The organism is Streptomyces yunnanensis (assembly GCF_029011865.1).
GTDB classification, from domain to species: domain Bacteria; phylum Actinomycetota; class Actinomycetes; order Streptomycetales; family Streptomycetaceae; genus Streptomyces; species Streptomyces yunnanensis.
The window spans coordinates 3196031-3208462 of the sequence record NZ_CP095749.1 but is presented as its reverse complement, the minus strand read 5'-3'; the positions used below and the strand labels follow the sequence as shown (position 1 = coordinate 3208462).

10 protein-coding genes are annotated in these 12432 nt (G+C 71.4%); 8 read left to right on the top strand and 2 right to left on the bottom strand.

Translation table 11 applies throughout. The features are described 5' to 3' along the window. Window positions 1-116 precede the first annotated feature (116 nt). Window positions 117-248: a hypothetical protein gene (locus MOV08_RS13860; RefSeq protein ID WP_099055687.1), complete on the top strand. Its 132-nt coding sequence runs from the start codon at window positions 117-119 to the stop codon at window positions 246-248. 73 nt (window positions 249-321) lie between these two features. Here the strand turns inward: MOV08_RS13860 and MOV08_RS13855 are convergent, their stop codons facing one another. Next, entirely contained in the window at window positions 322-1935 is a 1614-nt protein-coding gene (locus tag MOV08_RS13855; RefSeq protein WP_275307641.1) for a purple acid phosphatase family protein, read from the bottom strand. A 141-nt stretch (window positions 1936-2076) separates the two neighbouring features. On the opposite strand from MOV08_RS13855, the gene MOV08_RS13850 reads away from it, so the two are divergent. Together MOV08_RS13850 and MOV08_RS13845 are read left to right on the top strand one after the other, a co-directional pair. Next, window positions 2077-3117, top strand: a complete 1041-nt coding sequence (locus MOV08_RS13850) for a 3-isopropylmalate dehydrogenase (protein ID WP_275307640.1) — start codon at window positions 2077-2079, stop codon at window positions 3115-3117. Window positions 3118-3516: 399 nt separating this feature from the next. After that, on the top strand, window positions 3517-4623 hold the full coding sequence (locus tag MOV08_RS13845; RefSeq protein ID WP_275307639.1) for a branched-chain amino acid aminotransferase: 1107 nt from the start codon (window positions 3517-3519) through the stop codon (window positions 4621-4623). 100 nt (window positions 4624-4723) lie between these two features. On the opposite strand, the gene MOV08_RS13840 is transcribed toward MOV08_RS13845, so the two are convergent. Then, window positions 4724-6166, bottom strand: a complete 1443-nt coding sequence (locus MOV08_RS13840) for a cytosine permease (protein WP_039632517.1) — start codon at window positions 6164-6166, stop codon at window positions 4724-4726. 268 nt (window positions 6167-6434) lie between these two features. Here MOV08_RS13840 and ureA point away from each other — a divergent pair, with 268 nt between their 5' ends. From ureA to MOV08_RS13815, 5 genes are all read left to right on the top strand, one after another. Then, window positions 6435-7127, top strand: a complete 693-nt coding sequence (gene ureA, locus MOV08_RS13835) for an urease subunit gamma (protein ID WP_275307638.1) — start codon at window positions 6435-6437, stop codon at window positions 7125-7127. Window positions 7128-7136: 9 nt separating this feature from the next. Continuing rightward, window positions 7137-8849: an urease subunit alpha gene (locus MOV08_RS13830; RefSeq protein ID WP_275307637.1), complete on the top strand. Its 1713-nt coding sequence runs from the start codon at window positions 7137-7139 to the stop codon at window positions 8847-8849. A 196-nt stretch (window positions 8850-9045) separates the two neighbouring features. Beyond that, entirely contained in the window at window positions 9046-10086 is a 1041-nt protein-coding gene (locus MOV08_RS13825; protein WP_275307636.1) for an agmatine deiminase family protein, read from the top strand. Window positions 10087-10130: 44 nt separating this feature from the next. Beyond that, window positions 10131-10748 (top strand): TetR/AcrR family transcriptional regulator, encoded by a 618-nt coding sequence (locus MOV08_RS13820; protein ID WP_039632510.1) that lies wholly within the window; start codon window positions 10131-10133, stop codon window positions 10746-10748. A 160-nt stretch (window positions 10749-10908) separates the two neighbouring features. Next, a complete protein-coding gene (locus MOV08_RS13815; RefSeq protein ID WP_275307635.1) occupies window positions 10909-12222 on the top strand; it encodes an MFS transporter in 1314 nt (437 codons plus the stop codon). The last annotated feature ends 210 nt before the right edge of the window (window positions 12223-12432 follow it).

The window sequence follows — 12432 nt, the reverse complement described above, 5'->3', positions numbered from 1 at the left end:
CCCCTGCGGCGCTTCAGGCCCCCGCCCCTCCGGCCGTTCTCGCACCACCCCGACCCCTCATTCTTCGACGCCCCCCGCTTTCCGTTCTCGGGGCTTTGGCATGGGAGACGCGCATCATGGCCGACACCACCGTCCGCAGGACCCGTCACTCCTCCCGTCAGACCAACGACGCCGACCGCCGCAACGCCGCGGCCGCCCTCCAGCGCGCACTCGACCGCCGCGACAACGGCGGCGCCAGCGGTCACTGAGCCCGCTCGACCCGCACATGCGCCGGGGGCGCCCGGGACGTGGTCCCGAGCGCCCCCGGCGCGGTGGTACCGGTCAGCCGCGGCGGCGGGAGCGGGTGACCTCGAAGTGGTCGACGCGCTCACCGGACTCCGCGAGGGCGGTGACCTTCATCCGGGGACGGCTGCCCGGGGTGACCTCGACGGCGATGAACGAGTAGCCCGTGTAGCGGACCCGGGACCACTCGACGGTCTCCTTGGCCTTCGCCTGGCCCTTGGTCCAGTGGTAGGTGTCCACATGGTCCAGGTCCTTCACATGACCCTCGTAGCTGTCCGGCACGGGGAAGTCGTAGAGGGACTTCCCGGCGCCGCCGGCCGTCACATAGACGATGCCCTCGTGCGCGGAGTCCACGGTCTCGCCGATCGGCACCTTCTTCGACACCCGGCCGCCCTTGATGGCGTCGGTGCGCTCGTAGACGTGGTTGTGGCCGTTGACCACCAGGTCCACCTGGTGCTTCTCGAACAGCGGCAGCCAGGCGTCGCGGACCCCGCCCTCCGAGGCGTGCGAGTTGGTGGTGGAGAACGCGCAGTGGTGGAAGAAGACGACGAGGAAGTCGATGCCCGCGGTGGCCCGCAGCTCACCCAGTCGGCGGTCCAGCCAGCGGGTCTGCCGGCCCTGCGTGTAGCCGGCGTTGGCCGGGATCTCGTAGGAGACGTCGTTGGCGTCCAGGGCGACGACGGCGACGTTGCCGTAGGTGAAGGAGTAGACGCCGGGGGCCCGCTCCGGGTCCGGGCCGTTGGTCGGCAGCGACCAACGGGCGGACTGGCCGCCGTAGCCGTTGGGGGAGTACCACGCCTCCATGTCGTGGTTGCCGGTGGTCACCATCCACGGCACCGACTTCGCCACCGTCTCGGTCTGGGCGAGGAACTGGTCCCAGGCCCGGGCGTCGTAGGTGTCGTGCTCGGAGCCCTGGCCGTCCGGGTCGGCGTAGCAGATGTCCCCCGCGTGCAGGTGGAAGGACGGGTTCTGGCCCAGGATCAACTGGTCGTTGGCGAGCGCGTGGTAGCTGACGCCCTGGTCGCCGAAGGCGGTGAAGACGAAGCTCTCGGCGCGCGCCGGAGCGGTGCGGAAGGTGCCGACGGTGGAGAAGTGACGCGGGTCGGCCGGGTCGAAGCCGTCGTGGCCGACGCCGTAGTAGTACGTGGTCCCCGGCCGCAGGCCGTCGAGGGCCGCGTGCAGGTAGTACTGGTCGACCGCCGGGAGCTTGGCGGTCAGCGCCGGGGTGTGCAGGTGGCGCACCTCGGCCTGGACCTTGCGACCCAGGTCCCACGGCTTCAGGCCGACCCGCAGATAGGGCCGCCTGACCGCGAAGGGCACCTGCCAGCCGACCCGCATCTGGGTCCGCGGGTCGGCGCCGAAGGCGAGGTGCCGGCCGAACGGGGCCACCAGGTGGCCGTCGACGGCGGTGGTGGCGGGCGCGGACAGCAGCGTCGGCCCGGCGGCCTGCGCGGCCGGGGCGGCCAACAGGCCGGCGCCGGCGACCATGCCGGCGGTGACCGCGGAGCTGCGCAGCAGCCCCCGGCGGGTCAGCTTGGTGCGGAGGTACTCGTGCTGCTCGGGCATGGTCATCCGGGCCGCGAGCTGCTCCGGTATGCCGACGCGGGGCGTGTGCGAGGGCAGGGGGCGCTCCCGCCGGGGGTGTGCAGTCATGTGGCCGAATCTGGCAGTTCGCGCCTACGGGCTCGGGGCGCCGGGGTGAACGGGGGATGGCCGGCGGTCGAGCGCCCGGCGGCCATGTCCGCATGTCGGACGATGCGTGTCAATCATTGGGACGAGGAGTAGGGTCCAGGCATGTCTCGCAGCATTCGCCTCGCAGTGATCCCCGGTGACGGAATCGGCCAGGAAGTCGTGGCGCAGGGCCTCAAGGTCCTGACCGCGGTCCTCCCCGAGGACGTCAAGCTGGAAACCAAGGAATACGACCTCGGGGCCAAGCGCTGGCACCGCACCGGCGAGACCCTGCCGGACGAGGAGCTCGCGTCGCTCAAGGAGCACGACGCGATCCTGCTCGGCGCGATCGGCGACCCGACGGTGCCGTCCGGCGTCCTGGAGCGCGGACTGCTGCTCAAACTCCGCTTCGCCTTCGACCACTTCGTCAACCTGCGCCCCTCGAAGCTCTTCCCGAACACCGCCACCCCGCTGGCGGGCCGCCCCGACATCGACTTCGTCGTCGTCCGCGAGGGCACCGAGGGCCCCTACACCGGCAACGGCGGCAGCCTGCGCACCGGCACCCCGGCCGAGGTCGCCACCGAGGTCAGCGTGAACACCGCCTACGGCGTGGAGCGGGTGGTCCGGGACGCCTACGAGCGCGCCAACGCCCGCCCGCGCAAGAAGCTGACCCTGGTCCACAAGAACAACGTGCTGGTCTACGCCGGCCACATGTGGAAGAACATCTTCGACACGGTCGGCCAGGAGTACCCCGAGGTCACCACCGACTACCTGCACGTCGACGCGGCGACGATCTTCCTCGTCACCCAGCCCGAACGGTTCGACGTGATCGTCACCGACAACCTCTTCGGCGACATCCTCACCGACCTCGCCGCCGCGGTCACCGGCGGCATCGGCCTGGCCGCCTCCGGCAACATCAACCCCACCGGAGCGTTCCCCTCGATGTTCGAGCCGGTGCACGGCTCCGCGCCGGACATCGCGGGCACCGGCAAGGCCGACCCGACCGCCACGATCCTCTCCGTCGCGCTGCTGCTGCGCCACCTCGGCCACGAGGAGCAGGCCGCCCGCATCGAGACGGAGGTCGCCGCCGACCTGGAGGCCCGCGGCGACGCGCCCCGCACCACCGACGAGATCGGCGACGCGCTCGCGGCACGCGTAGCGGGCTGACGCCCGACGCACCACGCAGCACCACCTCAGCGCCGGGCCGACCAGGGCCCGGCGCTGTCCGCATGGGCCCCGCTCCCGCCCCGGGCCCCGGCCCCCCTGTGCTACCGGCGGGTCGGGTGCCACCATCTGACGCGGGCGCGCACGCCGGTTCCGACGGCGGACGCCCACGAGCGATAATCGGACGAGGGGCCGCCGTCCGGCGGGAAACTCGGACGTCCCAGTAACGACCGGTACGACCGAGCCACCCGCAGTGCGCGCGGCCGCTCCCAACCGCACCGGTGCCGCGAGCGGGGACCCTCCCCGGCCCGAGGGCCGGGCCGGTGCCCTTTCCCCGGCTCGCGCGGGGAGAGACCCTCCGGCAACGCAGGCATCGGACCACGCAGTGAAGGACACGGATACATGACGACGCCCACGATCGAGCTCAAGCCTTCCTCGCACCCGCTGCCCGCGGCGGAGCGGGAGCAGATCCTGGCGGCCCCCGGCTTCGGCCGCCACTTCACCGACCACATGGTGACGATCAAGTGGACCGAGGGCCGCGGCTGGCACGACGGGCAGCTCGTGCCGTACGGTCCGCTCGCCCTCGACCCGGCGACCAACGTCCTGCACTACGCACAGGAGATCTTCGAGGGCCTCAAGGCGTACCGCCAGCCCGACGGCAGCGTCGCCACCTTCCGTCCGGACGCCAACGCCCGCCGCTTCCAGGCGTCCGCCCGCCGACTGGCCATGCCGGAGCTGCCGGTCGAGACCTTCGTCGAGGCATGCGACCTGCTGGTCCGGCAGGACAAGGACTGGGTGCCCGCGCACGGCGGCGAGGAGTCGCTCTACCTGCGGCCGTTCATGATCGCCACCGAGGTGGGGCTGGGCGTCAAGCCCGCCAACGAGTACCTCTTCGTCGTCATCGCCTCGCCGGCCGGCGCGTACTTCCCCGGCGGCGTCAAGCCGGTCTCCATCTGGCTGTCCGAGGACCGGGTCCGGGCCGTCCCCGGCGGCATGGGCGACGCCAAGACCGGCGGCAACTACGCCGCCTCGCTGCTGGCCCAGGCCGAGGCCGCGGCCCGCGGCTGCGACCAGGTCGCCTACCTCGACGCGGTGGAGCACACCTGGGTCGAGGAGCTCGGCGGGATGAACCTCTACTTCGTCTACGGCGCCGCGGACAACGAGAAGCCGGTGATCGTCACCCCGCAGCTGACCGGCTCGCTGCTCCCCGGCGTCACCCGCGACTCCCTGCTCTCCGTCGCCCGCGACCTGGGCTTCGAGTCCGAGGAGGGGCGGATCTCCATCGACCAGTGGCAGAACGACTCCGCGGCCGGCACGCTCACCGAGGTCTTCGCCTGCGGCACGGCCGCCGTGATCACCCCGGTCGGCACGGTCAAGCGCGAGGGCGCCGAGTGGACCCAGTCCGGCGGCGAGCCGGGCAAGGTCACGCTGAAGCTGCGCGAGGCGCTGCTGGACATCCAGCGCGGGGTGACCGCCGACGAGCACGGCTGGATGCACCGCATCGGCTGAGCTGAGCGGTGCCCCGCGGGCCCGCCCGTACGCACGACCGAGGCCGCCCCGGCAGGACGCCGGGGCGGCCTTTTCCGTCCCGCCCCTGGGGGGCGGCGGCTCAGCCGACCTCCACCGGCGTCTCCTGCGCGGCGGGGCCGTCGGCCGCGCGCAGCGGCGGGACCGGGCGCGGCTGCCGGGAGACCAGGGCCAGGTAGACCACGGCGGCGGTGGCGGCGGCGAGCAGGAAGCTCATGTCGATCCCGCCGGTGTACTTCAGCAGCGGGCCCTCGTAGGGGGAGCCCACGCCCAGCAGGCCGACCACGGAGCCCAGCGCCCAGGCGACGGTGGCCTGGACGTTCCAGCCCGACCTGAACCAGTACACGCCGCCGACCGTGCCGCGGTTGTAGACCTGGAGCGAGTCCGGGTCGTAGACGCCGCGGCAGCGGACGAACCCGATCACGGTGATGACCGCCCACGGGGTGCCGATGGCGGTCATCAGGAGGACGAAGGACGTCATCGCGTTCTGCGCGTCCCACAGGAAGTGGCCGACGTAGACCAGCGCGGTGGAGACCGCGGCGACGACGTAGGTGGCCTGGGTGCGGGTGGCGCGCGGCAGGATCGCGTCCAGGTCCAGGCCCATGCTGTAGAGCATCAGACCGGAGTTGCCTGCGGAGCCGGCCGAGGCGTTGAGCAGCAGGAAGATCAGGTACCACAGGGGCGCGCCGGCGACCAGCGGGCCGGCGTAGTCCGAGCCGGCGCCGACCGCGAGCGCGCTGAACGTCCCGAACAGCTGCGGCACCAGCAGCCCGAGGACCAGGCCCAGGTAGGTGGCGCCGAAGACCGCCCTGGAGCTGTGGCGGCGGGGGGAGATGTAGCGGCTGTAGTCGCCGAGCAGGGTGATGAAGGCGATCGGGCCGCTCAGGCCGGCCGAGACCGCGGAGAGCAGCCAGGTCTGCCAGTAGCCGCCCAGGGCGTAGTGGACGCCGGGGATCGGGGCGGTGGTGAAGTGGTGCGCGAAGGCGAAGACGCCGATCACCAGCAGGATCGTCAGGCCGATCGAGAGCACCTTGCTCAGCCGCAGCAGCACCTTGTAGCCGTAGACCGCGCCGATGGCGGTGGCGGCGGCCAGCACCGCGTACACCACCGTGTACGCCGCCCCGTCGGCGGGCAGCCCGACCAGGCGGTGGAGGCAGCCGACCATGGCGTCCCCGCCGACCCAGAGCGTCAGCGCGGTGTAGCCGAGCGAGAGCAGCAGGCCGATCACCGAGCCGACGAGCCGGCCGCGGACGCCGAAGAAGGCGCCGCTGCTGGTGGAGAGGTTGGTCGCGCTGCGCAGCGAGACCAGGGCGAGCGGCGCGGTCAGCAGCGCGCCGACCAGGGTGCCGGCCGCGAGGGAGGTGACCGAGCCCCAGAAGCCGAGGCCGAAGGAGACCGGCAACCAGCCGAAGATCACAACGCCGAGTGCGAGGTTCGAGCCGAGCAGGATGGAGACGAGGTCGCGAGGGCTGCTGCTGCGCTCCTCGTCCGGGATGGTGTCGACTCCGCGTTGTTCTATCGGCATGAGGGCTCCCCTGAGAGGCCGGAACAGGTGTGAGAAGCGGTGCTGGGCGCGGTGCTCCGTCGTGGACAAGGGCTTCGTTCGGCAGTGCCTACGAAGCGGGTGCTCGCTGCTGCGAGATCATTTGAGTGATGCTCTAAAAATGATCAGTTCAAGCCATGTTCTAGAGCGACGCTCAATATGAGGCACCCGTCCTGCCTAGGTCAATGGTTTCGGAATGATGAATTCCAAGTTAGAGTGATGCTCAATTCGAGCGGGAGGAAGTGACAGGATGCGGCTCACCCCCACGGAGCGCGACCGGTTGTTGCTGTTCGGTGCGGCCGAGCTGGCGCGGGCGCGTCGGGCTCGCGGCCTGAAGCTGAACGTTCCCGAGGCGACCGCGTTGATCGCGGACACAGTCTGCGAGGCGGCGCGGGACGGGCGTCGCCTCGCTGAGGCCATTGAGGCGGCGCGGAGTGCGTTGGGTCCTGAGGATGTGTTGCCGGGGGTGGCGGATGTGGTGACCGAGGTGCATGTGGAGGCCGTTTTTGATGACGGTTCCCGGCTTGCGGTGGTCACGGATCCGATCGGCAGCGAACCCACCGCGGCGCCCGGCGGGGCGACGCCGGCGCCCGGCGCCGTGCTGCCCGGCCCGGCCGACCCCGAGCCCGGGCCCGCCGTGGTGATCGCGGTGCGTAACACCGCGACCGTGCCGATCAGCGTCACCTCGCACTTCCACTTCTTCGAGGCCAATCCCCGGCTGGAGTTCGACCGCGCCGTCGCCTACGGCATGCGGCTGTGCGTCCCGGCCGGCTCGTCGGTGCGGTTCGACGTCGGCGGGTCCTCGGAGGTCGGCCTGGTGCCGATCGGCGGCGACCGGATCGCGATCGGCTTCGCCGGGCTGGTCGACGGCCCGCTCGACGCGCCGGGCGCCAAGAACGAAGCGCTGCGGCGGGCCGCCGCCTGTGGCTACCTGGGAGCTTAAGGAGCAGGCATGAGCCCGAGCATCGATCCTTACGAGTACGCCGCCGTGCACGGTCCGCGGGCCGGTGACCGGGTGGTCCTCGGTGACTCCGGGCTGGTGGTCCGGGTGGAGTCCGACTCGCAGAAGCCGGGCGAGGAGTTCCTGGCCGGCTTCGGCAAGACTGCCCGGGACGGGATGCACCTCAAGGCCGCGTCGCTGCGCGAGACCTGCGACGTGGTGATCAGCAACGTCCTGGTCATCGACGCGGTCCAGGGCATCCGCAAGACCTCCATCGGCATCCGCGAGGGGCGCATCCACGCCATCGGGCGCGCCGGCAACCCCGACACCCTCGACGGGGTGGACGTCGTCGTCGGCACCGGCACCTCCATCGTCTCCGGCGAGGGCATGATCGCCACCGCCGGTGCCGTGGACACCCACGTCCACCTGCTCTCCCCGCGGGTGATGGAAGCCTCGCTGGCCTCCGGCGTGACCACGATCATCGGGCAGGAGTTCGGTCCGGTCTGGGGCGTCGGCGTCAACTCTCCCTGGGCGCTGCGCCACGCGTTCAGCGCTTTCGATGCCTGGCCGGTCAACATCGGCTTCCTGGGCCGTGGTTCGTCCTCCGGTCAGGCGCCGCTGGTGGAGGCGCTGGCCGAGGGCGGTGCCCTGGGTTTCAAGGTGCACGAGGACATGGGTGCGCACGCCCGCGCGCTGGACACCGCGTTGCGGGTCGCCGAGGAGTACGACGTCCAAGTGGCCCTGCACTCCGACGGGCTGAACGAATGCCTGTCGGTCGAGGACACCCTGCGGGTCCTGGACGGCCGGACCATCCACGCCTTCCACATCGAGGGCTGCGGCGGTGGGCATGTCCCCAACGTGTTGAAGATGGCCGGTGTCCCCAACGTCATCGGTTCCTCGACCAACCCCACCCTGCCCTTTGGTCGGGATGCGGTCGCCGAGCACTACGGCATGATCGTCTCGGTGCACGATCTGAAGACCGATCTGCCCGGTGACGCGGCCATGGCCCGGGACCGTATCCGTGCCGGCACCATGGGCGCGGAGGACGTGCTGCACGACCTCGGGGCGATCGGCATCACCTCCTCCGACGCCCAGGGCATGGGCCGGGCCGGCGAGACCGTCCGCCGCACCTTCGCCATGGCCGGCAAGATGAAGGCCGAACTCGGGCCCCTGCTTGCCCGTGACGGGGAGGCCGGCGACGGCGCCTACGACGACAACGCTCGGGTACTGCGCTACATCGCCAAACTCACCATCAACCCCGCCATCGCCCACGGCCTCTCCCACGAGATCGGATCCATCGAAGTCGGCAAGATGGCCGACATCGTGCTGTGGAAACCCCAGTACTTCGGCGCCAAACCCCAACTCGTCCTCAAATCCGGCTTCCCCGCCTACGGCGTCACCGGCGACCCCAATGCCGCCACCGACACCTGCGAACCGCTCGTGCTCGGCCCGCAGTTCGGGGCGCACGGCGCGACCCCGGCGGAGATCTCGGTGGCCTTCGTCGCCGGCGCCGCGCTCGCGCAGGGCAACGACGGAATGCCCACCCGCCGACGCCGGGTCGCCGTCCGCGGCACCCGTGGCATCGGCCCCCGCAACCTGATCCACAACGCCCGGGTCGGCGACGTCCAGGTCGACGAACGCAGCGGACTGGTCACCCTCGACGGCGACCCGATGCGCTCCGAACCGGCCGACACCGTCTCACTGTCCAGGCTCTATTTCCTCTGACGAGACCCCGCTGACGAGACCCCTCCGGCGAGATGCTCGCCGGCGAAGATCCCTCCGACGACGCCCGGGCCGCCGCACCACCCGCTCCGTAACACCGTTACAGAAACACCGTTACAGACGCGACCGGTGCGGCGCCCACCCCGCCCTTCCTTCCGCTCCGCGACCCCGCGCGCACCCCGAGGACCGAGGACCCCGTATGAACACGCCCGCCGCCGACGGCTTCCGCATGCCCCCCGAGTGGGCCCCGCACGAGCGCACCTGGATGGCCTGGCCCGGCCCCAACTTCACCTTCGGCGCGGAGGGCGACGAGACGCTCGCCGAGGCCCGCCGTGCCTGGGCCGCGGTCGCCCGCGCGGTACGGCAGTACGAGCCGGTCACCGTGGTCGCCGGCCCCGGCCAGCTGGACGGCGCCCGCGCCCTGCTCGGCGAGGACGTCGAACTCGTCGAGCGCCCCCTCGACGACGCCTGGATGCGCGACATCGGCCCCACCTTCCTCACCAACGACCAGGGCGAACTGGCCGCCGTGGACTGGGTGTTCAACGGCTGGGGCGCCCAGGAATGGGCCGCCTGGGACCGCGACGCGAAGATGGCCGAACAGGTCGCCGGCCTCGCCGGGGCCCGCCGCTACGCCACCTCCCTGGTCAACGAGGGCGGCGGCATCCACGTCGACGGCGAGGGCACCGTGCTGCTCACCGACACCGTGCAGCTCGACCCCGGCCGCAACCCCGGCCGCACCAAGGAAGAGGTCGAGGCCGAGATCCACGCCCACCTCGGCACCACCAAGGCGATCTGGCTGCCGCGCGGCCTGTACGCCGACTACGGCCAGTTCGGCACCCGCGGCCACGTGGACATCGTCGCCGCCTTCGCCCGCCCCGGCGTGGTGATGGTCCACACCCAGCCCGACCCCGACCACCCCGACCACGCCATCTGCAACGAGATCGTCAAGGTGCTGCGCGCGTCCACCGACGCCCGGGGCCGCCGACTGGAGGTCGTGGAGATCCCGGCCCCCACCGTCATCGAGGCGGACGGCGAGCTGGTCGACTACTCCTACATCAACCACCTGCAGTGCAACGACGGCATCGTGCTGTGCGCCTTCGACGACCCGCGCGACGAGGAGGCGGCCGCGATCTTCCGCCGGCTGTTCCCCGGGCGCACCGTCACCCTGGTGGACGCCCGTACGATCTTCGCAGCGGGTGGCGGTATCCACTGCATCACCCAGCAGCAGCCGAAGGTCTGATGCACCCCTGAACGACCCAGCCCGAACCGACCCCGGAGGTCACCGTGTCCGGTCCCGTACGCCGCCCCCGACGGCGGCTCAGCCAGCCGCGCGAACAGGTGCTGGCCGCGGCGATGGCCACCATCGCCGCCGAGGGACTGGACCGGCTCACCATGGCCGGACTGGGCCGCGAGGTCGGCATGAGCAGCGGCCACATCCTCTACTACTTCGGTACCAAGGACGAGCTGCTGCTCCAGACCCTCCAGTGGAGCGAGGAGCAGCTCGGCGCCGAGCGCCGGGCCGCCCTCGCCCGCCGGGTCTCCGCCCGGGAGCGACTGGACGCCCTGATCGACCTCTACCTCCCCGAAGGCCACCGCGACCCGCGCTGGACGCTGTGGCTGGAGGTCTGGGTCCGCTCCCAGAACGCCGACGAAGAGACCCGCGAACGCCAGCTCGACCTGGAGCTGGCCTGGCACCGCGACCTCGTCGCCCTGCTCGTCGAGGGCGCCTCCAAGGGCGAGTTCCGGCCCGTCGACGCGGAGCGCTTCGCCACCCGCACCCGGGCCCTGCTCGACGGCTTCGGCACCCACCTCGTCGTCGGCCTCCCCGGCACCGACCGCGACCAGGCGCGCGACGAGGTCCGCCGCTTCCTGGACGAATCGCTCACCCCGACCGCGGACTGACGACCACCGCACCGGCCCCCGCGGACCCCACCGCACCGGCCCCGCGGACCCCACCCGCCGCCCGCCGCCCACGGCCGTGACCGCAACGCACGCAAGTACGCGCGATCGTTGCCGCCCCGGCCCTTGCCGACGGGCCCGCTCTCGGCGACCGTGATCGGCTATGGGACGAGAGCAATGGAAGAAGATCTGGGTCGGCTCGGCCGGCAACATGGTCGAGTGGTTCGACTGGTTCGTCTACGCCAGTTTCGCGGTGTACTTCGCCGACGCGTTCTTCCCCAAGGGGAACGACACCGCCAACCTCATGAACACCATGGGGATCTTCGCCGTCGGCTTCTTCATGCGCCCGGTCGGCGGCTGGCTGCTCGGCCGGGTCGGTGACCGCCGGGGCCGCAAGGCCGCGCTCACCCTGACCGTGACCCTGATGTCCGCCTCGGCCATCCTGATCGCCGTCGCCCCGACCTACGCCGTCGCCGGCTACGGCGGCATCGCCGTCCTGCTCGTCGCCCGCATGCTCCAGGGCCTGTCGGTCGGCGGCGAGTACGCGGCCAGCGCCACCTACCTCACCGAGGCGTCCGCACCCGAACGCCGCGGCTTCGCCTCCAGCTTCCAGTACGTGTCGATGACCGCCGGCCAACTGCTGGGCCTGGCACTGCAGATCATCCTCCAGCGCAGCATGTCCGAGCAGGCACTGCACAGCTGGGCCTGGCGGATCCCGTTCATCGTCGGCGCGCTCGGCGCGGGCATCGTCTTCTACCTGCGCCGCAACATGCTGGAGACCGACGTCTACGCCGAGGACGACACCCGGACCGACCCCGACCGCGGCACCATGAAGGCACTGTGGGCCCACAAGCGCGAGGCGTTCCTGGTCATCGCGCTCACCATGGGCGGCACGGTGGCGTACTACACGTACACCACCTACCTCACCAAGTACCTCTCCGGCACCGCCGGACTGTCCAAGCCCACCGCCTCCCTGGTGAGCTTCTGCGCACTGTTCCTCTTCATGTGCCTCCAGCCGCTGGCCGGCAGGCTGTCCGACCGGATCGGCCGCCGCCCGCTGCTGATCACCTTCGCCCTCGGCTCGACCTTCCTGACCGTGCCGATCATGACGCTGCTCCAGCACGCCGGCTCCTTCTGGCCGGCCCTGGGCCTGTCGCTGCTGGCACTGGTCGTGGTCACCGGCTACACCTCGATCAACGCCTGCGTGAAGGCCGAACTGTTCCCCACCGGCATCCGCGCGCTGGGCGTCGCCCTGCCGTACGCCATCGCCAACGCCCTCTTCGGCGGCACGGCCGAGTACGTCGCCCTGTGGTTCAAGAACGGCGGTATCGAGTCCGGCTATTACTGGTACGTCTCCGGCTGCGCGGCGGTCTCGCTGGTCGTCTACCTGACGATGCGGGAGACCCGGACGATCGACCTGCACCGGGTCGGCAAGGAGACCGACGACGGCACCGGCGAGCGGGTGCTCGCATCCTGAGACGGAGCAACGGCGGGGGCGGTCATGTGCCAGACTGCCCCCGTGCTCTCGTTCGCCATGATTATTGGCAGCAGGCGCGCCGGTCCGCAGTGACCGCCCGTACGACCCGAGTACGGCGCGGCCATCGTCGTCCCAGACCCGCGCGCAGACCTCTCGCACCCGCGAGAGGTTTTTTCGTTTCCGGCCCACCTGCTCGCCGGAGGCGGAGCG

Coding starts and splice junctions, on each gene's coding strand:
- MOV08_RS13860 (WP_099055687.1), top strand. CDS start 117: ATGGCCGACACCACCGTCCGCAGGACCCGTCACTCCTCCCGTCAGACC.
- MOV08_RS13855 (WP_275307641.1), bottom strand. CDS start 1,935: ATGACTGCACACCCCCGGCGGGAGCGCCCCCTGCCCTCGCACACGCCC.
- MOV08_RS13850 (WP_275307640.1), top strand. CDS start 2,077: ATGTCTCGCAGCATTCGCCTCGCAGTGATCCCCGGTGACGGAATCGGC.
- MOV08_RS13845 (WP_275307639.1), top strand. CDS start 3,517: ATGACGACGCCCACGATCGAGCTCAAGCCTTCCTCGCACCCGCTGCCC.
- MOV08_RS13840 (WP_039632517.1), bottom strand. CDS start 6,166: ATGCCGATAGAACAACGCGGAGTCGACACCATCCCGGACGAGGAGCGC.
- ureA (WP_275307638.1), top strand. CDS start 6,435: ATGCGGCTCACCCCCACGGAGCGCGACCGGTTGTTGCTGTTCGGTGCG.
- MOV08_RS13830 (WP_275307637.1), top strand. CDS start 7,137: ATGAGCCCGAGCATCGATCCTTACGAGTACGCCGCCGTGCACGGTCCG.
- MOV08_RS13825 (WP_275307636.1), top strand. CDS start 9,046: ATGAACACGCCCGCCGCCGACGGCTTCCGCATGCCCCCCGAGTGGGCC.
- MOV08_RS13815 (WP_275307635.1), top strand. CDS start 10,909: ATGGGACGAGAGCAATGGAAGAAGATCTGGGTCGGCTCGGCCGGCAAC.